This is a genomic window from Citrobacter sp. RHBSTW-00881, from assembly GCF_013728515.1.
Taxonomy (GTDB): domain Bacteria; phylum Pseudomonadota; class Gammaproteobacteria; order Enterobacterales; family Enterobacteriaceae; genus Citrobacter; species Citrobacter braakii.
In genome coordinates, this window is the sequence record NZ_CP056269.1 from 1,201,375 (window position 1) to 1,224,691 (window position 23,317).

Below are 23,317 nucleotides of genomic sequence, written 5' to 3' on the forward strand. Positions count from 1 at the left end.
TTCAGCCAGACTGGCGCATGTCAGTCTGGCCATTTCCTCCTGAAATAATCTCAAAAAGCGTCCTTCGGGGCGCTCTGTTCAACAACACGAGTTAATCATGTCTGTAACCAAGAAAATCACACCCATCATGCTGGTGTTGCTTTTTCTTCTGGCCGGTGTGCTGACGTCATGGCAGCAATGGGATAGAGAGGGACAACTTGTCAGAGAACATGCGATAAATAGCCTGGTCGAAGAAATCGATACGATATTTGACGACGTAAATACACTGGCTGTGTTAGCCAGCGCACATATACAAGAGAATTGCACTGACGATCTGCTACGAAAATTGCGTCTTCTTACGGCGTCTGGCGAGAAGATTCGTTCAGTCAGTATCATCAGGAACGGTGAGTGGAACTGCTCTTCTCTTGAAGGTCGAGAATCGCCGGGGATTATTTCCAATGGAACGACTACACACTCACTGATGATTGAACAGATTTATCGGCTGAACACGGAGATGTATATAATCTATTTTCCGTTTCAGGGGCAGGTGGTGGCCGTTGCAGTATATAAAGCGGCAATCGATAAAATTCTTATGGATTTTGCCCGTAAAGAAAAAATTGATGTGCATTTTTTATTGTATCCAGAAAAACATCCTTTCGTGCAGATGGCCTCGCAAAACTATCCTTTCTGGATTGTGACGGATTCACAGGATGGCATTGCGGATTATGTGTGGGATAATCATTATCTTCTTATTTTATTTGTGGTTCTGTCTTTGCTGTTATATTTCCACTTACGCCGGGCGCAGCGGATATCACCGATAAAAATACTGCAGCGTGCGATTAATAATGATGAATTTATTCCGTTTTATCAGCCCGTCGTTGAACTCGCTTGCGGAAAAATCGTCGGGGCTGAAGTCCTTGTTCGCTGGAATCACCCTGAGCAGGGAATTATTCCCCCTAACGAATTTATCCACACGGCTGAACATAGCGGCTTGATCAATGCGCTGACGCTGAAATTGTTGACGCAGGTAGAGGTTGATATGCGGTGCCTTAGGGCTCAGTGTGATATACCATTTCATATCGGTATTAACGTACCTCCACTTTCACTGGAGGATCATGAATTTACCGATGCCACTATCGCCTTTATTCAGCGGATGAACTTGTTTCATATTGGCGTAATGCTGGAAATCACCGAACGGCAGCAGAATCTGATCCGTGAAAGTGTTCTGAGGCGCTTGAAAGAGGCAGGCGCTGCGCTAGCCCTGGATGACTTTGGGACCGGATATTCTAACTATGCTGCGCTGCAACGCATTTCGCCGCGGTTCTTGAAAGTTGATAAGATGTTTATCGACTCACTGGGTAAAGGCGGCGTGAGTGATACTATCATCAGCAATATTGTTCACCTGTCTGAACTGGCCAGGATCCCACTGGTGGCGGAAGGAATAGAAAGTGAAGAACAGATGGAGAGGCTGCGACGGATTAACGTTAGCTTTGGTCAGGGGTATCTGTTCAGTAAACCAATACCCTTTAATGCGTTTCTACGTTTATTATAAGGATTGCTAATAATAAAAAACCGCGAAAGCGGCTTTTTATTATTGAATCGCTGGAAGATTACTCGCTGACTTTTTTCTCAACGGAGGCAGCACCTTCTTTGGTCTTATTCCAGCCTTTCTCGGTACCTTCTTTTGTTGCATTCCAACCTTTTTCAGTACCTTCTTTGGTTGTATTCCAGGCTTTTTGTGAGCCTTCACTCACTTTACTGCTCAGGTCATCTTGTTTACCTTCAGCAGCATGTTTTGCTTTTAACTGTTGCTCTTCGCCCTGATTCTGCGCCTGATGCAGTTTTTCTTTTGCGGTATTAGCATTTTCGTGCGCGGCGGCTACATCATTATCAGTTGCGTGTGTCGTCGCGGCAATAACGGGAGAAGCCAGCAGAATTGCAGATAATGCGATAATTGTCTTTTTCATAATATCCTCGCTTAGCGTTATAAGTTATTAGCGTGATTAAGCATGGCACACGAACGAAGCGCTGGCTTTAGGAAAAAACTGTAAGTGCTGATAACGGTATTTATCCATTTTGTGCAGCTGGGAGCGATCAATACGGTAATTTTGTGGTGGGGCAAAAAGACGCATTCAGTGTTAGGTTAAATAATAAGTGGTTGTCGTTATTAAGCATGGATATATTAAGTATGTGTAAGTCTCCATGCGTTTAGGCCCAACGAAAACAATAGAACTTTTCGTTGGGCCTATCAATGGGCCTAAAAGGTTCGGATTTAATTAGTTCTCTTCAGACTTCGCGGGACAAATTGAAGGCACAAAAAAGCCCGCAGGGCTTGTGCCATGCGGGCTCTTTAGACTTTATCGGATGACTCTGGTAATCATCGATTGAAGATTTTGGTGGGGTGGCGGGAGTTGAACCCGCGTCCGAAATTCCTACATTCTTATAATTACTCAGTTTAATCAATAAGTTGTCAGCTTTACTTCAGACCGAGCCCAGATTTTTTTTCCGGAAGCTCGCCAGCATGCTGGTTGAATCGGTCGTCTGAGAGCTGATGGTAAGCAAGGAAAGCGAAGCAGTCTACTGAAGGCCTTGGAGGAAAATTTTGTAGCCGTAAATCTTGGAAAGTTCCGTTTTGAGCCAAGAGCGGTAATTAGCACTAACTTTATTGACTGTTGGTTCGATGGGAATCATAATTATGATACGGGTATGTTATTTGTAATATTTATATTTAGTATAACTTAAAAAGTGCAGGCCGGAGAAATTTTACATTAACTTCCTATATAATGAATGGCTTGCATTTTCCTCGCATAAGGCAGATACATACAGTCTCTGAATAATACACACAGCCTTATTTTTGTCCTGAATACAGGTGTTCGAGCAAAGCAAATAAGGTAGGTAAATACATGCTGTCCGGTATGCTCTATTAAAGAAGATGCACCGTTAGAACACTCCATCTACAGAACGTAGGCACTTCTTAAGCACTTTTCTCCGCCGCAATGAAATGTTACGTAGCAACGGTGTAAGTAAGAAAAAATGGCTGGAGAAGTACCCAAAAAAATTTCTTACATAGACTGATTGTTAAATATTATATCACTATTAACATGATTAATATTTTTTTAATCTCGAATTATATAATTCTATTTTTAAATCTTCAGAGGATATTAAAACCTTTCTGATGTATTCTGGGGCGTTAGATATTCCCCTGTTTTCAGTGCTAAAGTCAGAACCAGTGCAAGAGTCACAAAAATCAGCCAGTTTCTCTTCAATCTGAGATAATGGAGATATATGGTATTGTTCCGCAAGGTGAGATATTAACATTGACACTTGCTCTTGCTTCCCTATTATTTTTGCCTCTAGGATTTTATTATTTTCATCAAGGGTATGCCAATATTCGCAAGAAGTATCTTCTAAAGAGTCAATTTTTTTTATAACTTCTTCAATTCTTTTGGAGAAGTCTTGTGCTTTTACAGTGTAACGGGTGCGCCAGTAGTTTGTGAATATGGCAATTGCCCCGGCTACTAAGCCAGACAACAGTCCTATAAATATTTTCTCAGCATCCATTTTAGCCGCCTTTGATATATTTTTGGATTTGTGCAATAATGAATTTCTTTTCAGAAATTAAGTTTAGCCTTGCTAATAATTCATTGTTATTAAATCCTTTCCTTAATAACCCGCCAAAAACCTCTTCTAAAAATGAAGAAGCATATCCCATGACTCCATCAAGCTCAATATTTACTATATCGTAATTATTTAAAGCTGGTATTAAGTAATCATCCCTGAACTCTTCAGCGCTTGCATTTCCGTCATGTTTTTTTCGACCGAATGGATATTTACCAATTGTATTTATTACACTAATGGTAGTGGATTTTGATATATATTTAGGTTCTGTAAATTTAACTATAAAAGAAATCTTTGTACCTTGTAAAAAAGATTTTTTATTCTCAAAAAAAACCACGCCTTCTGAAGTGGCTTCTAGGAATGCGAAACCAGTCTGTATTTTAAAATTAACAATATTTTTATTATCTAGGGAGGTCAGCAATGATGGTAATCCTTGACCTCGGTGCTGACTTAATCCTAACTGGCCTTCCACTGCCATGTTTAATATTGAGTCATCTTGTTGTGTTAATCCTAAATCGGGAAGTTTATTTAAAACAGTAACAGGTATAGTCGCACCATAATCTAAAAACTCAATTTCAAAACAATCTTCACTTTCATTAATCATTATTGAGCATATGTTGTTACCTTTCCTTTTGAACGTTTCTGGGTATCCATGAGATATAGTATTAAGAACAACTTCAGCTCCGCAGCTATATATGGAAGCAAAAGTGAATTCATCTAAAGGATAACATTCTAAAGTTTCGCTAACTTTCCTTAATATATCTACGCCGCCATGGGTCTCATCAAAATGAAAAATCTTTCGTTCCATTTAGAACCTCTTAACAATACCATTAAATAAAATTATGCTGCCACTAACAATAGTGATGATATTCTATGTCTATTCAATTAACAATGTGATTTTTATGTGCTTATCCAGTGAGTTGACCACTTCAGGATATCTCCGCAAAGCAAATGGGAGATTGCGAGATGAAGTTGGAAACCCGACATATCATTCGTCGGGCCGTCAATTTTAACGAGATAAATGGATTTGTTTGGGTTGAAAATTGTAGCTCATGCATAAGGAGAGAAGAGGCAGCCTGTCTCTCAAAGGCATTGTGCTGATTGTATTTATCGGAACTAACCTCAGCGGCATCCATCGCTTGAACTTACCATACAAACAAGACTGTCAGATCCGATTGTGATTAACCTACGAAACATGCAGAGCATGTTCGAGCTATAGCACTTTTCCTTGGAAAAATAATCAATCCATTCAGCCCACAAGTTTTAACTTCCTTTTCCCAGTTTCAACAATGCCCCCGCTGTCGGCCTTGCTTACGAAATTAGCCCACCACTGCATCATCGGTCGTCGTTGCTCAAGATAGTCACTTCGATTGTAAGCGCGACGAACCTCATTCTTATCCACATGAGCAAGTGCAGCTTCAATGACATCAGGCGGAAATCCTTGTTCATTGAGAGCGGTACTGGCGATAGAACGCAAACCATGGGAGACGAGAACGCCTCCTAAGCCTGCACGCTTAAGGGCTGCATTCACTGTCTGGCTGTTCATCGGCTGGGTAGGCTTAATGCGACTGGGAAAGATAAATTCTCGGCCACCACTGAGTGACTTCATCATTTCCAGAATAGAGAGAGCCTCATTGGATAGTGGAACCGTATGGTCCCGGTTCATCTTCATTCGGGCTGCTGGAATTTTCCATTCGCTAGCAACAAAATCGATCTCATCCCATCTAGCCTCTGCAGCTTCGGCAGGACGGGTGATGGTGAGAAGCTGCCACATGAACAGACACCTCGTGGACACACTGATACTTGCTGTACGCATTGTTTGCATTAACTGTGGAAGTTGATCCGGGCGGATACTCGGCATATTTTTCTTCTGCGGTTTCTCGAATGCTTTCCCGATGTTTACGCTGGGAACCGCATCAATCAGGCCCGTGTTCTGCGCATAAATCATGACTTCGTTAATACGCTGACAAAGGCGGCGAACAGTCTCTAATGCCCCTCTGGCCTGAACAGGCTGAACTGCTTTAACCAGAGTATGAGCCTTAATCTCAGTGACACTGATATCACCGATTGCTGGGAAAACATCTCTCTCAAGCGAGCGCCAGATATCGTCGGCATAGTCCTCTGTTACGCTGGCTTTCTTCACATTCCACCAACGTTCGGCGACTAACAAGAAAGTGTTGGTTTTGGCCTCTTGTGAATTTCTGACCTGTTCTTTCTGATGTTCCTGCGGATCAATGTCTTTCGCCAATAAAACTTTAGATTCGGCTCTGAGTTTACGTGCATCAGAAAGCGAGACGATAGGGTAGGCACCGAAGCTCTGTTTGGTTCTCTGCTTGGTTAGAGGCCTATAGTAACGGAATTGCCAGAGCTTACTACCGCTGGACTTGATTAGAAGAGTAAGCCCGTCACCATCATACAGCTGGTAATCGGCATCTTTAGGTTTGGCGGCTTTGATTTCCGTATCGGTTAACGGCTTGGTTTTTCTTGCCATGGGGAGTCTCCATGCGTTTAGGCCCAACGAAAACAATAGAGCTTTTCGTTGGGCCTATCAATGGGCCTAAAAGGTTCGGATTTAATTAGTTCTCTTCGGACTTCGTGGGACAAATTGAGGGTACAAAAAAGCCCGCAGGGCTTGCGCCGTGCGGGCTCTTAGGACTTCATCGGATGACTCTGGTAATCACCGATGGAGAATTTTGGTGGAGCTGGCGGGAGTTGAACCCGCGTCCGAAATTCCTACATCCTCGGTACTACATGCTTAGTCAGTCTTTACATTCGCCTGGCACCTGCGGACAGACACGCCACTACCAGACTAGCCTGATTAGATTTAACGCTTCAACCCCAGGCAGGGCCTCCACGCGATCTCTTTTGGGTTTGACCTCTCTTTGATCCCCGTCTTAAGAGCGGAAGCTAGGGAGAGAGGGCTCAGAGCAGGTTATTAAGCTGCTAAAGCGTAGTTTTCGTCGTTTGCGACTATTTTTTTGCGGCTTTTTACGAGGCCAACCGCCCCTCGGCATGCACCTTGGGTTTCGCGAATCCCGTCGAATCCAGAATCAGCCCCAATGTGTTAGAGCAAGTATAACAGACTTGTGACACGCGTGACCAGCCCCCGCAACCCCTAATCCTCAAGGATTTACCGCTCGCGCAGCGCTTCTTTTGCGCGATTAAACGGTTTGATTAAATAGTCGACGATGGTTTTTTCACCTGTTTTTATATCCACTGTGGCAATCATTCCCGGTACGATGGAGAAATGGCGTCCCAGTTTGTTCTGTAAGAAGTCCTGATGGGTGCGGATAAACACGCGGTAGTAGAATATTTCCGGTTTCACTTTGTCCTGAATAGTATCCGGGGAAATAGTTTCGACTACGCCTTCCAGACCGCCGTAAATCGCGTAGTCATAAGCGGTTATCTTCACCAGCGCCCGCTGGCCGGGGTGGATGAAAGCGATATCGCGCGGAGACAGGCGGGTTTCAATCAGCAGATGATCGTCCAGCGGTACAATCTCCATCATCTCGCCATTGGGCGGGATAACGCCGCCAATGGTAGTGACCTGGATGTTTTTCACAATACCGCGCATCGGCGCGCGCACGGTCAGGCGGGTGACGGAATCCTCGCGTCCTTTCAAAATAGCCGCCAGCATATCCACTTCGGCATTGGCTTTTGACAGCGCTTCCCGCGCCTGCACGAAGTATTGTGAGCGCAGATCGGTGATTTTTAATCCTAAATCGCTTTTTTGTCGTTGCAGACGCAGCACTTCAACGTGGCTGGCTGCACCACTTTTTTCCAGCCGTTGGGTTATGGCCAGCTCTTTATTTACCGAGACCAGCGCATCCTGCAGTTCTGCCATAGAATCAGCGAGCTGCGCGCGGCGGCTTTTATACAAGCGCGTTTCGGAGGCGATGAGATCCGGCCAGGCGCGTAGTGAAGCGGGAAAAACGAGCGGCAGATCGTTAACTTCGGCATTGAGCCTTGCGCTGGAAGCCAGTGAAGCGCGATAGCGGGCGGCGCTCTCCCCAACGTTGGACTCAGAGCGAGTGGGGTCGAGGCGCGCGACAATCTGATTAGCCTGTACTTTATCTCCTTCGCGTACCGTGAGCTCGGCGAGAATGCCGCCATCCAGCGACTGCAAAACCTGCTCGCGCGAGCTGGGGATTACCTTCCCGCTGCCGGTCGAGACTTCATCCAGCTTGCCGAAATACGCCCAGATACCCAGGACGGCAAACAGCAGCGTGCTGAGCAGAATAATGCGGCTGGCCCCGGAGAAACGGTGCTCGCGGCGGATATCGAGGTCGTCCATGGCAGCGTCATGCGGATTGGTTTTCATTTTTCCACTCCCGACCGTGAGTAGGGGCTGGTGCCCGGCTCGCATTCAGCGCCTGCGCTTTCGGGGCATCCATGACCAGTTGACCTTCTTTTAACACCACTACGCGCTCGACCAGCTCCAGAACCGGCACGCGATGGGTGGCGACAATCAATGTTCGGTTGCCCAGCCACTGGTTCAGGCGCTGAATAAACTCTCGTTCGGTATGTTCATCCAGCGAGGCGCTGGGTTCGTCGAGCAGCACGATATTGGGCGATCGCAGCAGCATTCTTGCCAGCAGGATCGACTGCCGTTGTCCACCGGACAGACCGTTGCCGCCCTCCATAATGGGGTGCGCCAGCCCTTTGGCGAGTTGTTTAACGAAAGCCGCCGCGCCGCTGACCTCCAGCGCTTCGAAGATCTGCGCGTCACTGGCATGCGGTGCGCCGAGGGTCAGGTTCTCGCGCAGGGTGCCAAAAAACAGCCGCGCATTCTGACTGAGAAAACCGATATTGCGGCGTAAATCGGCCATATCGATCTGCGCCAGACTCAGGTTATCGAGTCGGACATCGCCCTGGATAATCTCCACGCCGCCCGCCATGGCCTGTAGCAATGTTGATTTCCCGGCGCCGTTACGCCCGAGGATCGCCACCCGTTCACCGGGCATGACCTCCAGACGCGAGATGCGCAGCGGAACGCGTTGATCGTCGCTATGGTAGCGAAAGTGCGCGTTTTCAAACAGATAATGGCCGTGAAAAATCTCCTGATGCACCCGGTCTTCATCGTACTGCGTTTCGGTGGGAAGCTGCATGATGCTGTCTAACCCCATCTTCGCCGCCTTGACCTGCTGCCAGCGGGCCAGCACGCCGCACAGGTTCGCCATCGGGGCAATCATTCTGGAACCGAGCATCGACGCGGCCACCACCGCCCCGGTGGTCATTGTGCCTTCAATGACCATCGGCGCGCCGAACATAATGATGGCGGCGTAGACCAGGCTTTGTACCGACATGCCCCAGCCAATCAGCCCCTGAGTCAGCTTGCGCGTGCGCAGTCCGGACTCTCCGGTAATACGGATGTAGCTGTTCCACTGTTGTAAAAAGCGGTTTTCCGCCTGCATCAGCTTGATATCTTCCAGCCCCTGAACGCTCTCGACCAGCACCGCGTTGCGCAGGGTGGATTCATGCGCTGCCTGGTTGGCGAGTACCGCCAGTTTCTTCTGTAACAGCAAACCGGGCAGGATCATCAGCAGGGCCGCGACGGGGGCTATCCACGCCAAGGGCGGGGCGATAAAGGCCAGCACCACGATAAACAAAAAGAAAAACGGTAGATCGACAATCGTCGACAGGGTCGAGGAGGTGATCATCTCGCGAACCTGTTCCAGCTCGCGCAGTTGAGAAATAAAGCTCCCCGTCGAGCGGGGGACGGCACTGTTGCGCAGCCGCAATGCGTGGCTGAACACGCGATCGGAAATGCGCATATCGGCGCGTTTGCCGAGCAGGTCCATTATGTGGGTACGCGCTTCGCGCAGCAAAAAGCCAAACAGCACCGCCACCAGAACGCCGGTGGAGAGAACATACAGCGTTGGATAAGACTGGGCGGGGATCACCCGATCATAGACCTGCATCGAAAAGATAATCCCGGCAAGCGACAGGACGTTAATCAGAAAGGCGGCAACCATGACCGGCAGGTAAGGGCGGATGTCCTGTAACACCAGTTCGCGCATCCAGTCGGGCCTGAAGCGCGAAATATAGCGGTCTACCCGACTGTCCTTCAGCGCTGACAGCGGGCGCAGCGCGGTAATGCTCACGATCTCCGGCAGAAGTTCTGCAACTGTGAGTCGGTTACGCTGGCCCTCTTCGGCGATGATAAAAACATCCAACGTATCTTCACCGTTGAAATGTTCTATCACCATCAGTTGGCCGTCGCGCAGTTCCGCCACCACCGGCAGACGCCACTGGCCGAACGCCTGCGTGGCGGTATCCAGCGCATGAAATGACAGCCCTGCCTGACGCGCCAGCTGCGACAGGGCCATAGCTCGGCTTTTTCCCGCAAACCACGGGGCGTTGGCCTGGATTGCACCGGGCGAACAGGCAACGCGATAGTGGCTGGCAATATGCGTCATCGCCAGCGCCCACTGGCTCAGGGCGTGTTCGCCAATCGCATCTTCCGCATGTGTATCGACGTCGCTCATAGCTTTATCTCCACCGATTGAATACTGCGGTTATTTAAGGCGAACGCCTGGCGAAGCGAGCCGGTGTTATAGAGGCAGTTCAACTGGAGCTGGCGCAGCTGGTTTTGAGTCTGGAGTTCAGCAAAACGGGCCTGATATACCTCCTGCTCGACGTTAAGCACGTCGAGCAGTGGGCGTGACCCGAGGTCCAGATACTGCTGTTGATAAAGCTCGCGCGTTTGTTCACTCAGCCGTTGCTGGCGACGCAGGATCTGCAGGGCAGTGGCGAGGCTCATCGCCTGGCTGCGGGATTCCAGTAATTTCTGCCGCACTTCAAGTCGGGTACGCTGGATGGAGTACTGTGCAGACTCTACCGCGTGACTGGCGGCGTTGCGTCTGGCGGTGAGTCCGCCCCCCTGATACAGCGGCATCTCGACTTTTACCCACGTGGAGTACTGGGTTTTGTCGAGCACCTCATGGCTGGGGTATTTGTCGTTGAGATAGTGCTGAACCGACGGCTCCAGGGAGATAGTGGGCGTCATCTGCGCGTTGGCGTAATCGAGATTTGCCTGCGCCACATTCGCCTGCGCCCATGCCGCCAGCACCGCGGGAACCAGCTTATCGTCCGGTTTGACCACATCACAACTGCTGTCCAGTTTGACCGGAAATTCGTTGCTGATGCCGTTAAGCGAGTTCCAGCCGAGGAAGCTCATCAGCGTTGCCTTGCTGCTGTCGAGATTGGCCTGATACTGCGCCAACTGAGAACGTGCAGACTCGATACGCGCATCGGTTTGCACCACGTCGGATAGCGAGGTTGCCCCTTCATCATTGCGTTGACGGGTCAGCCGACCAATACCGTTCAAGGCGCTGAGCTGCTCTTCGGCGGCGTCCACCATTTGCTGCCACGTCTGCACCTGGACTATCGCGTTGGCGGTTGCGTGGGCGATGGTATCAATACTGAGTAACACATTCGCCTGCTGTTGTGCGGATCCGGCGGTTTCAGCACGGACCTGGCTTGCCACTTTGCCGAAGTCGTACAGCATTTGCGACACTGAAATAACCAGAGCCGGGCTAAAGCCGTGATCGGTGTAAGTATTGCTGTAACCGTTGTTCATCCCGGCAGAAACCTGCGGGTAATATTTTGATTTCGCCACATCGATCTGCTCATTTTGTGAGAGCAGTTTGCCGATGGATTCACGAATAGAAGGATGCCAGCTCACGGCGCGACTCACCGCGTCGTTGAGCGTCAGGCTGCCGGGGGCGGCGGCGCTCAGCGGCAGATCGGCAACCGCGCCGTCCAGCGAGGGCAGCATCTGGCTGGTGGCCAGGCCTTCCGGCGTAATAATTTGCGGTTCATCTTCGGCATTCACCCGAAGGGTACAGAGCGTTAATGCCAGCAGTAAGGCAACAGGCGCGACATTTCTCATAGTTTATCCCTTACAAAATACGGCAGCGACGACTGTTATTGCCCCGGACGTCATGGCATCCGGGGCTGTAGTTATGGCGCTTTAACGTTATGCGTTAGCTTCAGGGCACAATGTGATTTTGTTGCACCAGCTCATCGAGCGTGGTGTGTACGTTCTCCAGCGTTATGAGATTGGTTGAGTGATAAGTGTTGCCCGTACCGTCGCGGTCGATAGCAATCACCGTGTTGTTACCGTTGGTGGTCACGGTGAGGTAGTTGCCGAGCGTAGCGTTCTGCCCGTTCCAGCCCACCAGCAGGTCGCCGATATCGATTTTGTCGCCCTGGGCCAGCGAGAAGTTGGTCCAGTTGTCGGTAGCGCCATTGCTAATGTTGCCGCCGGTAGCGTCGTTGGCGTTGAGCAGGTGATAAATCAGCGTATCGCCGTAGACCGATCCGGTGATCACCTCATGCTGTGCGGTGCTTACCATCTGCGGATTCATATTGATGGTCAGCGTAGCGGTGTCCGTATGCCCGTTTTGGTCGTTAAGCGTATAGGTAAAGGTCTCTTTGCTGGTGATCGATGCTACGGTTGCACCCGGCTTCAGCGTGTAGATGTATGAGCCATCCAGGTTCATGGTCAGTGATCCATAATGACCCTGAATTATTGCGCTACTGGCGCTGCTGGCCGGATTGAGGGTGGCAGTACTGCCGTTAAAGCCGGTGACGGTGAGCTGGGTATGGACGGTTGAGAGCTGATCGTGCGCGCCGGCGGCATCACTGCCATCAAAAATATTGCCATTCACCGTGGTGGCGTTAACGTCATAGGTATTGAGGTGCCATGTCGTGCCCGTGACGTTTGGCGTAATGCTGACGTTGCCAACTGCTAGTCCTCCCATTGTTCCGGTGAAGCTGATGTTGTAATGGCCTGCGACCAGCTCGGCATTACCCAGCGAGATGGCAATTGAACTGCCTAACAGGCTGATGGAACTGGCGGGTACAGAGCCAGAAAGCGAGAATCCGTCGGGACCGGTGATTGTCCAGGCAATGCCCAGCGTACCGACGGTGATAAGCGTGCCGATGTTGAAGTTGAGCGTGGCGCTTTTCAGTACGTCATTTGTCGCGATATCAAACGAACCTGTACCGGTTGCTTTGTTCCCAAGCGTCGGAATTGTCGCTGTTCCCAGCGCGCCGCTTCCGTATGCAGCAGAATCCTGAACGGTACTTACCGCCATCGTGCTGCTGACGTCATTTACGGCGTCCAGCGGCTGCGGCGTTGGTTTGATATTCAGCGAGGCGCTGCCGGTATCGCCGTTTGGTGCTCTGACCTTATACACGAAGCTGTCCGGGGTGTTGATACCGTCTGCACCCAGTCCGCTTCTTAGCGTGTAGGTGTAGTTCCCCTTCGCATCGATAGTCAGCGTGCCGTACTGCCCATTAATAGTGGTAGTGCCCGTCCCGTTAACGACGATACCGTTTACTTCGGTGATAACGGTATTGGCCGGAGCCGAGTCGTTGACCAGCAGATTGCCATTGGTTGTCGCACTCAGGCTGTCGACGGCGTAGGTGTGATCGGCCTGAATATTCAGGGTATAGCTGGTCAGCAGCGTCAGGCCGCCGGAAGCGTTAAGCAGGAACAGATAATCGCCACCCGGTAGCGTAATGGTATACGCTGACGAACTTCCGCCCAGTAGGGCAGTGACCCAGTTTGGCTGTACCCGGTACTGCTCATACTGCTGAATTGACTCGTTGAAGCGATAAACATAGAGATCGAAGCCGCCAAGCGTCACGCCGAGAACATTCGCCTGTACGGTCAGCGTGCGGGTTGCGCCATCGTCAACGTTGAACTTAATCGGGTTAGTCAGACCGTTGACCAGGCTGACATCCAGCACATTACCCAGTCCGACGTTGGCGAGCGTGAAGCCAGTTTGTTGTGAAGGCAAGTGGTCAACCGCGATGACTTGCGTTCCGTAAGTCAGCGCAGCTACATCGTCTGCCGCGGTTACCGTACTGGTGGTTGGAGCCTGACCGAGCGTTACCACCAGTTTTGCCGAGGAGTGATCGCTGCCATGCGTCAGCGTGTAGGTGAAACTTTCAGAACGACCATACACTGAGATTGACGTATTGGTCAGGGTATAGGTGTAGCTACCGTTCTGATTGATATGCAGGATGCCGTATTTCCCCTGCACATCAATGCCGCCCGCCGGGATATTCACGACGTTGCCGTTACCGTCGGTGATGGAGGTGACCAACGTGCCGGAAGGCGCATTATCCTGCCCGTTGGCGGGATCGGTATCCGTGATGATGTTCCCGGATTCCGTGGTACCGCCGATGATGGTCCCTGCGCTGGCTTTCACCACCGAGACATCAAGGCTGGTGTATGCGCCGGTCGCCAGCAGGTTGGTGTTGTAGCTGACCACGCGGTAATCACCGCCAGTCAGCCCGCTGTAATTGAGCGTTACGCCCGAGGCGCCCAGGGTGAGCAGGCTGGCGAAGTCTGGTTTCCCGGTATCCACCACCGTTACCCAGGCATTCAGCGAGGTGTCAAAGCGCTGGATAACGACTTCAAGCGTGTTTAACAGCGACAGCACCACGCCGGTCGCGGCGGCATTGATCGTAATGGACCCGCTGCCGCCAGAAGCGATGCTGAAATTAACGCTTGCCGTATCGTTCCCCAGCACGTTGGCGACATTCCCCAACGCATTAACCAGCAGGAAACCATAATCGCTTTGATGATCGGTGCTGACGATAACATCGGTTTGCAGAGGCAGGCTGGTGACGTTGTCTTCAGCCAGCAGCGGCAATACCGGTGCGATAGCGCTTGTCGGCGATGAGGTATTGCCCGCTGCATCGGTCGCCGTGGCGGACAGCGACTGACCTTCAATCTGGCGAACCGGCAGGTTGAAGCTGTAGACACCGCTGCTGTTGGCGATTGCCGTCACGCTGGTGCCGCCGGGCAGGGAGATAGTGACCGTGCTTCCCGCTTCGGCGACGCCGCTGACGGTGCCGCCATCGGCGCTGATCAGTATCGTTGGCGCTGTCGGTGGCGTGGTGTCCACAATCACGCTGAACGAGCTGGACAACCCGCTTGCGCCGTTGGCGTTTGTTGCAGTGGCGGTAAACGCGTGGTTACCTTCGCTGAGCGCCCCGGATGGGGTAAAGCTCCAGATCCCGTTACCGTCTGCGGTCGTGGTGCCCATTAGCACGCCGTTGTTGTACAGGCTGACGATGGCGTTAGCCTGCGCCGTTCCGCTGAGCGTTGGCAGCGTATCATTGGTTGTTTTGCCCGCCGCGACGGGCCCCGTGATCGTACCGACGTCATCAAGTACGCTGGCAATAACCGGCGCAGGCGGTACGCCAGTAAACGGTGCCAGAACGTTACCCGCCGTGCCGATGTTGCCTGCGGCATCCTGGGCGCTGACCTGCAGCGTTTGCCCACTGATTTGCGGTGGGTTCAGCGTGAAGGTGAAATTACCGGAGGCGTTGGCGGTTGCCGTGCCGAGCACCGTTCCACCGCTGGAGGTAATAATGACCGTGCTGTTTGGCTCGGCAACGCCGATGAGCGTGGTACCGTTGGCGTTTACCGCCAGCCCTGTAGGAATGCCCGGGGCGACGGTATCGACCACGATCGCTGCCGCAGACGATATGCCACTGGTATTACCCGCACTGTCCGTTGCGGTGATGGTAAAGGAGTGGGTACCTTGTGCCAGCGCGGTGGTTGGGGTGTAACTCCAGTTACCGCTGCCGTCCGCCGTCACGCTGATGACAAAGCTGCCGTTATCGTAAATATCGACCCGCGCGTTGGCTTCTGTGGTGCCGTTTAACGTTGGGCGTGCGTCGTTGGTTGGCTGATTAGCGCCAATCGCCCCGGTGTTTGGCCCGACGTCGTCAATAATGCTGCTGATTGAAGGCTGTGTCGGCGCCGTGGTGTCGACCACCACGCTAAAGCCTGCCGTCGCACTGCTGGTGTTGCCCGCCGCATCAGTCGCGGTGACGGTGAAGGTGTGCGATCCATTCGTCAGCGGCGTAGTTGGGGTAAACGACCAACTGTTATTACTTTGCACCAGCGCCGTACCCAGCAGGGTGCTTCCATCATAGATGCTGACGGTGCTGCCTGCCTCGGCGGTACCGTTCAGCGTCGGGCGTGCATCGTTGGTCAGTTGTCCGTTGTTGAGCGCCGCATTGAACACGCCGCCTGCGATATCATCCACCACTGAGACCAGCAGCGGGGCGGATGGCGCAATGGTGTCGACATTAATAATAAACCCGCCGGAGGTGGGACTTACGTTTCCGGCGGCATCGGTGGCGATAGCGGTAAACACATGCTGACCGTTACCCAGCGCGGCAGGCAGATATTCCCAGGTGCCGTCTATCGCCGCAGTTACCGTTGCCAGCAGCGTGCCATTATCGTAGATGGCTACCCGGGCACCGGCTTCCGCCGAGCCGTTGAGTACGGGACGGGTGTCGTTGGTAAAGGCCCCGCTCGACAGCGTTCCGGTTCCCGGTAGCACGTCATCAAAAGCCTGGATAATCGTTGGTGCAAGCGGGGCGACGGTATCAACAACGATGTTAAATCCAGCGGACGTGGGGCTGACGTTTCCGGCAGCGTCGGTGGCTGTCACTGTCAGCGCGTGGTTACCGTTGCCAAGCTCGGTTCCTGGCGTGAAGCTCCAGGCGCCCGTGCCATCCGCTGAGGTAAAGCCGATAAACGATCCGTTATCGTAAACTCTTACCGTGGCATTGGCTTCAGCCGTGCCGCTTAGCGTCGGGAGTGGATCGTTCGTGGCCTGACCGTTGTTCAGATTACCGATCAGCGGGCCGACATCATCTGCAACCTGAGTAATCGCTGGCGTACCAGGCAACACGGTATCCACGATAAGCGTGAAGCTATTGGATGGCTGGCTGGTATTACCGGCGCTGTCGGTGGCGGTGACGGTCAGCGTATGCGGGCCGTTACTGAGTGCATCCGTTGGGGTTAAGCTCCAGGTGCCGTTTGCCCCAACGGTGGTGGTGCCGATGGGCTGACCATCGCTGAGGACGGTTATGGTCGCGCCAATTTCACCGGTGCCGCTCAGGGCCGGACGGGATTCATTCGTGGTCTGCCCGTTGGTTATCGGGCCTGTTGTCGGTGCGGTGCTGTCCTGAACTGAGCTGATGACTGGGATTGACGGGGCAACTGAGTCCAGCTCAATAGTAAACGATGATGATACTCCGCCGGAGTTACCTGCCTGATCGGTGGCAACGGTGGTGAATATATGTTGTCCCTGTCCCAGCGGTGCATCCGGTGTGAAGCGCCAGTTGCCTGACTCGTCCACCTGCGCTGTACCGATGGCGTCGCCGTTATCACGGATCGTGATGATGGTACCGATCTCGCCTTTGCCGTTCAGCGTAGGCTGCGCATCGTTCGTCAGTTGTCCGTTGGTCAGCGCTGTATTGCCAGGCTGATCGTCAATTACGGAGGTAATGGTCGGTGCCGCTGGCGGCAGCGTGTCGACGACAACCACAAACGGTGGCGTTGCCGGGCTGATATTGCCCGCGGCATCTGTGACGGTGGCAGTCAGCGAGTGACTGCCTTCACCGAGGGCAGGCGCAGGCGTAAAGCTCCAGTTGCCGTTTTCATCGCTGATGGTTGTGCCGATGACCGCCCCGTTATCGCGGATGGTAACAAGCGAATCCGCCTCGGTAACGCCAGCAAGCGTTGGAGTATTATCGTTGGTCAACTGCCCGGAGGTCAGGGTCTGAATCGCACCAACGTTGTCCGTGACTGTCACAATAGAGGGGGCATTCGGCACCAGGGTATCGACAATGATCTGGAAATCACCGGATGGATCTCCCTGGTTGCCTGCGGCATCTGTTGCGCGAGCGGTAAAGATATGGTCGCCTTCTCCCAGCGGAGCGGTCGGGGTAAAACTCCAGAATCCGTTGCTGTTTACCGTGGTAGTGGCATAAGCGATGCCATTATCGTAAAGGGTGATGGTTGCCCCCGCCTCGCCGGTTCCGTTAAACGTCGGGCGTGAATCGTTGGTAATTTGTCCTTTATCCAACGATCCGGTTCCGGGGGCAATATCGTCAATAATGCTGGTGATAGTTGGCACCTGCGGGGGCGTGGTGTCGATGGTGATTGCGTAGTTGGGCGACAGACCACTTGGGGTACCGTCCACCGTTTGTGAAACCGTGAAGTTATAGGTTATGCCGTTAGTCAGCGCAGTGGGTAGCTGATAACTCCATGCGCCAGACACGGCATCGGCGGTTACCGTGGCGATGGATGCGCCATTTTGATAGATAGTCACCGATGCCCCTGCAGTGGCGGTCCCTTGCAGCAGCGGTAAGGTGTCGTTGGTGGTTTTACCGTTGCCAATCACCCCCATGATGGGCGCGATGTCATCAACGATCTCAAGAGTCGGTGGATGCGGAACGCTGGAGGTAGCGGCGTTAAACGTTGTCGGATCACTTTGATTTCCGTCGGTATCCTGAGCGATGGCGTTGAGCGCCTGACCGGTTGTTTGCGCTGGCGAAATGGTGACAGCAAAGTTACCAGAACCGTCTGCCACCCCCTGGCCGAGAATGGTGTTACCGCTGCGAATAATCACGGTGCTGCCGGCATCGGCCGTACCGCTTACCAGCGTCCCGTTAGGATCTACGCTGGTAACCGTAGGCGTTGCAGGCGGCAGGGTATCGACAATCAACGTCAGCGGGTTATCTGCAGCCAGTGAGTTACCTGCGGCATCCACTGCGCCGAACGTCAGTGTGTGAGTGACGTTCGGCGTGAGGGGAACATCCACACTCCAGGTGCCGTTAGCAGCAACCGTAGCCGTAGCAATTGCGACGGGATTATTGCCATCGAAAATTAACACTGTACTGCCCGGTGTGCCGGTCCCGCTAATGGTCGGGGAGGTATCGTCCGTGACGCTGCCACTGGTTAGCGAACCGGTAAAGATTCCAACGTTATCCTGAATATCTGTTACCTGCGGCAACGTCAGCTTCGTGTTGTTAACCGTAAACGAAATGCTGTTTGAATTGTTGCTGATGTTACCTGCCGCATCGGTTGCGGTGGCGCTTAACGTGTAGCTTCCGTTCGCCAGCGCAGTCCCTGGCGTAATACTCCAGGTTCCGCCAGCCACCGTTGTAGTACCGATTACCGTCCCCCCGTTATACAGGGTGATGGTATCCCCGTCTGTGCCAGTACCGCGAATGGTTGGCGTGGTGTCATCAGTCACGGCATCTGTCGCAAGGTCGCCCGTGACATCACCGACATTATCGTTGGCGGCGATAATCACCGGAGGTGCAGACGGCGTCGTGTCGATGTTCAGTGTTATGGCGTTAGATGGCTGGCTGACGTTGCCTGCTGGATCGGTTGCGGTGAGAGTTACCTGATAACTACCAGGAGCAACCGGTGCTGACGGAGTGAAGCTCCAGGTACCGTCTGCACCTACTGTTGCTGTTCCCTGCAATGGGGGAGTACCGGCAAGATAGAGGGTAATCAGATCCCCGACGTTCCCCGTGCCGCTAAAGGTTGGCGTGGTGTCATTGGTGTTGCCATTAGTGACCACTCCCGTTACCGGAGCCACATCGTCGGTAATGATTGGCGCGGCTGGTTGTGCGGGAGGCGTATTGTCTACTGTCAGAGTAAAGCTTGCCGACGGGATCCCCGTGTTGCCCGCGACGTCGGTCGCCGTGGCGGTAAATTTATGCGGCCCGTCGACGAGTGAGGTTGGGGTAAATGTCCAGGTGCCGTCTGGCTGTACGGTGACGATGCCAATAGAACCGCCATTATCATAAATCGTAATCTTCGCGCCGGGCTCGCCGGTTCCGGAGAGTTCGGGATTCGAGCTCTTGGTACTGCTGCCGTTACTCAGCGTTTGAAGATTTGTCCCAATCAGACCTTCTGCGGAGCTGATAACCGGGGCAGCTGGTGGGGTGGTATCAATCGTCAGCGTAAAGTTCCCGGCATTGCTGGCGTTGCCTGCAGCGTCCGTGGCGATAGCAGATAAATTGTGTGCGCCTTCACTGAGCGGTTGGCTGAGTTGAATACTCCAGGTGCCGGCGGGTAAAACCGTTGTGCTGCCAATTGGCGTGGAACCCTCATAGAGGGTGATTGTAGAACCGGCTATTCCGGTTCCTTTCAGCTCTGGCAAGGTATCGTTTGAACGGCTTCCGGAAGGCAGATCGATCGGCGCATTCCCAACGTCGTCCGTGGCGCTCACAATAACGGGCGCTGCGGGTGCCAGGGTATCAACGGTCACGATGACAGGGTTGGGGGAAGTGACGACGTTCCCGGCGGCATCCGTTGCGGTCACCGTAAAACGGTGAGTGCCTTCGGCGAGGGCCTCATCGGTTGTAACGTTATGGCTCCAGGTGCCTGTTCTGTCGATAAAAAAGGCTGCCATTTGCAGACCATTATCATACAGCGTCACCAGTGAACCTGGTTCACCGGTACCCGAGAGGGTTGGCGTGTTATCGTTGGTGACCCAACCGTTATTTGCAACGTTGCCCGTAATGCTGCCAACATCATCGTTAACCAACGTTATTACTGGAACGGTTGGGGCGATGCTATCGACAATAATTTTCCAACTGGCGGCGCTGCTGGTGTTGTTGGCAGCGTCTGTTGCCGTCACCGTAAATACGTGCGCGCCCTGGCTTAGTGCTGCGGTGGGCGTATAGTTCCAGTTACCGTTGTTATCAGCGTTAACGGTCGCAAGCAGGGTGCCATTATCATAAATTTTGACCCGCGAACCTGCTTCGGCGATGCCTTCAATTTTCGGTTTATCGTCGTTGGTTAACGCATTGTTATTGATGGGGCCAGTGAAATCGTCAACATCATCAGTAACGGCAATAATAACTGGCTGGTTTGGTGCAGTGATATCCGGAGCCAACGCGGAGGTAGGCTGACTCTCGTTATTGCTACTGTCCGTTGCGGTGACTTTTACCGTTTCGCCGTTCTTTTGCGACGGCGCTATAGACACGGTGAAATTGCCGCCGCTGTCAGCCTGGCCTATGCCAATCGGGTTACCGTTGCTGTCTTTAACGGTGACGGTGCTTCCCGCTTCAGCATGTCCGCTTACAGAACCGCCGTCTCCGGCGACGGTGACGCCGGTTGGCGCATCAGGTGCCGTGGTGTCCGGTGCGGTGACAGAGGCGTTGTCGCCCTTGTTGCCTGCGGTGTCGGTCGCATTTGCCGTAAGGGTCTCGCCGTTGGTTTGCGGCGGAACCAGCGTTGCGGTGAAATCCCCATCCGTATCGGCAGTTGCCGTACCAATGATATTGCCATCTGGATCCAGAATATTGACCGTACTGTTGGGTTCGGCCTTGCCGGTGACCTGGTCGCCAGTGCCATTAACTAGCAGGTTTGTTGGGGGCTGTGGCGCGGTAATGTCTGGTGCAAGCGCCGTTTCTGGCAGGCTTGGGTTTCCTGCCGGATCGGTTGCGATGGCTTCAATGGTTTCGCCATTGGTCTGTGGTGGGTTAATGGTGATGGTAAATGAGCCGTCTGTTCCGGCGACGCCGGTGCCGATCTGAGTTCCGCCACTGCCGGTGATAACCACGGTATTGCCTGGATCGGTCGTTCCGGTGACGACAGTCCCATCTGCAGATACGTTGAGATCATCAGGTGGCGACGGTGGCTGGGTGTCGATGTTGATATTGAACGCTGGTGACATACCTCCTGTACCTGACTGGTTTGTCGCGGTGGCGGTGAAGGCGTGTAGCTCATCTGATAACGGGGAGCTGGAAGTCCATGTCCAGTTACCGTTAACGTCAGCCAGTACGCTGTCGATAATTGTGCCGTTGTCGTAAATAGTCACCGTGCTGTTGGCGTCGGCAGTGCCAGAGAGCGTGGGGGTATTATCGTTGGTGGCCTGATTATTGCTCAATGGTCCGGTTGAGGGGGCAAAATCATCCATTATGCTGACGATAACGGGCACGCCCGGGTAGCCAGAGTTGGTGGCATTGAAAGAGGTATCTGGCCCGATGTTGCCTGCCTGGTCCTGAATTTTCGCGATCAGCGCTTCACCGTGCGTCTGTGAGGGCGAAATCGCGATGACGAAATTGCCGGTTTGACCGACCGTTGTTGAACCCAAAACCTGATTATTACTGCCGATGATAATGACCAGGCTTCCCGCCTCAGCGCTACCAGTTACCTCGGTACCTTCTGGATTAACGGAGGAAATGACTGCGGCTGCAGGCGGGGTGGTATCAACCGTGAATGTCGGTACGCGCGTTTCCGCGCTCACGTTACCTGCGGCGTCAGTTTGCGTCAGCGTCAGATTGTGAACACCATCGCTGAGCGGAATGTCCGGTGTAAATGTCCAGTTCCCATTGTCATCCACCCTGGCCATGCCAATCAGAATGCCGTTATCAGAAATGCTGATGAAACTACCTACTTCGCCTGTACCAGTGAGCGTCGGCGTAGCATCGTCGGTTACGCCGTTATTGGCGATAAAGCCGGTAATGGAACCGACATTGTCGGTTTCCTGAGTGACCACGGGGGCGTCGGGGGCAAGCGAATCGACAATAATTTCCCAACTGTCCGACATGCCGCTGCTGCCAGCACCGTTTGAAGCGCTGACGGTAAACTGGTGTGTGCCGTCTGCCAGAGGAGAGGATGGCGTAAACGACCAGTTGCCGTTGGCATCGATTGTGACCTGGCCTATTTCGACGCCGTTATCAAAAATATGTAATGTGGCATTCGCGGGGCCGGTGCCCTGGAGTGTCGGCGTATTATCGTTGGTGGATTCCTGCTGATTGACAGGGCCAGTAATCAGCTCCTGGTTATCGATTATGCTGGTGATAACGGGTACGTCAGGCCTGTTAGGGGTTGTCGTTGGCGGTGTGCCGCCGTCACCGTCACCATCACCGTCGCCATTACCGTTACCTTCGCCGTTGCCACCGTTGCCATTGCCGCCGCTACCATTGCCGTTCCCGGCATTACCGTTTCCAGCGTTATTATCACTCCCACCACCACCGCCGCCACCACCACCACCCGCAGCGAGGCCAATCCCGCCAGCGACAGCGATCCCGCCAAGAACCCACGGCCAGACGGCGCCGCCTTCATGACTGCCTTCGGCCGTCATCAGCGGTGTGAGATCGTCCAGGTGCTGGAAATGGAATGCTCCGTCAGTATCCTGAACCCACCACAGTGCGCCATTACTGTCCTCCAGAACAAGTTGGTTTTGCGCTTCGCCTTTTCCGAGGTAGAAATTTTTAATGGTGATGGTTTCACCTGAGCGGAGTGTGACAACCAGATCTTGATTAACGCGCGTGAGTTGACTCACCTCCTCACGCGACACAGACAGTTTCACGATAGAAGGTGAACTGAGCGTAACTTCAGAGGCTTCAACATTTGTGGAAACGCCAGTTAATTTTGATACAACGGCGAGTAGACGCATATGTTCACTCCTGATGGCATGCCGGGAGTATTAATCCGCAACAGCGCGCTGGGAAAATGAGCAGACAGGGGCTCCGTTCATCATAAAGATGAATTTACACATGTAATTTCATTGATTAGGTCACATAGATGTTAGTTTATTGATTAAATACGTCTGGGCCCTTTCGGCTGAATAGTTCTTTCGTATTAGATGATATAGTCAGAAAGAAAGTATTCTGCAACTTATCCATATTAAAAAAGTAATTAGTCATTTGAAAAGGATACTTTCCAGTTTGCTTTTAACGGTTGTTTTCATGGCAACTAATTGTATTTAAATGATTTTGTTTTTATTGAAATGAATGTCAATATAATAAACAATAGTAATAATAGTGTTATTAAATAAATGGAAATATGAATGCTATGGTCTTGAACTTTTATATTATTGGACTATAGACCGCAACGGTAATGGCAGGGGTTTTATTTCATATC

9 protein-coding genes and 1 other RNA gene are annotated in these 23,317 nt (G+C 52.5%); 1 reads left to right on the forward strand and 9 read right to left on the reverse strand.

Annotated features, from left to right (window positions below):
* The first annotated feature begins 97 nt into the window (after positions 1 to 97).
* Entirely contained in the window at positions 98 to 1,531 is a 1,434-nt protein-coding gene (locus HV311_RS05705) for an EAL domain-containing protein (RefSeq protein WP_191220834.1), read from the forward strand.
* A gap of 58 nt (positions 1,532 to 1,589) precedes the next feature.
* Here HV311_RS05705 and HV311_RS05710 read toward each other — a convergent pair whose 3' ends face one another.
* From HV311_RS05710 to HV311_RS05750, 9 genes are all read right to left on the reverse strand, one after another.
* Entirely contained in the window at positions 1,590 to 1,946 is a 357-nt protein-coding gene (locus HV311_RS05710; RefSeq protein WP_016157245.1) for a hypothetical protein, read from the reverse strand.
* Positions 1,947 to 3,084: 1,138 nt separating this feature from the next.
* Positions 3,085 to 3,540: a hypothetical protein gene (locus HV311_RS05715; RefSeq protein ID WP_191220835.1), complete on the reverse strand. Its 456-nt coding sequence runs from the start codon at positions 3,538 to 3,540 to the stop codon at positions 3,085 to 3,087.
* A 1-nt stretch (position 3,541) separates the two neighbouring features.
* A complete protein-coding gene (locus HV311_RS05720) occupies positions 3,542 to 4,405 on the reverse strand; it encodes an STAS-like domain-containing protein (RefSeq protein WP_191220836.1) in 864 nt (287 codons plus the stop codon).
* A 441-nt stretch (positions 4,406 to 4,846) separates the two neighbouring features.
* Positions 4,847 to 6,088 (reverse strand): integrase, encoded by a 1,242-nt coding sequence (locus HV311_RS05725; RefSeq protein ID WP_191220837.1) that lies wholly within the window; start codon positions 6,086 to 6,088, stop codon positions 4,847 to 4,849.
* Positions 6,089 to 6,291: 203 nt separating this feature from the next.
* Positions 6,292 to 6,655: a transfer-messenger RNA gene (gene ssrA / locus HV311_RS05730) on the reverse strand.
* A gap of 72 nt (positions 6,656 to 6,727) precedes the next feature.
* Positions 6,728 to 7,891, reverse strand: a complete 1,164-nt coding sequence (locus HV311_RS05735; protein WP_085951071.1) for an HlyD family efflux transporter periplasmic adaptor subunit — start codon at positions 7,889 to 7,891, stop codon at positions 6,728 to 6,730.
* A 7-nt stretch (positions 7,892 to 7,898) separates the two neighbouring features.
* Positions 7,899 to 10,085 carry a type I secretion system permease/ATPase gene (locus tag HV311_RS05740; RefSeq protein ID WP_191220838.1) on the reverse strand — a complete coding sequence of 729 codons (2,187 nt, stop codon included), beginning with the start codon at positions 10,083 to 10,085 and terminating at the stop codon, positions 7,899 to 7,901.
* Positions 10,082 to 11,491: a TolC family outer membrane protein gene (locus HV311_RS05745; RefSeq protein WP_191220839.1), complete on the reverse strand. Its 1,410-nt coding sequence runs from the start codon at positions 11,489 to 11,491 to the stop codon at positions 10,082 to 10,084. The genes HV311_RS05740 and HV311_RS05745 overlap by 4 nt, the downstream gene beginning before the upstream one ends.
* A 100-nt stretch (positions 11,492 to 11,591) precedes the next feature.
* Complete coding sequence (locus tag HV311_RS05750; protein ID WP_191220840.1) at positions 11,592 to 22,850, reverse strand: BapA/Bap/LapF family large adhesin; 11,259 nt, start codon at positions 22,848 to 22,850, stop codon at positions 11,592 to 11,594.
* Positions 22,851 to 23,317 lie beyond the last annotated feature (467 nt).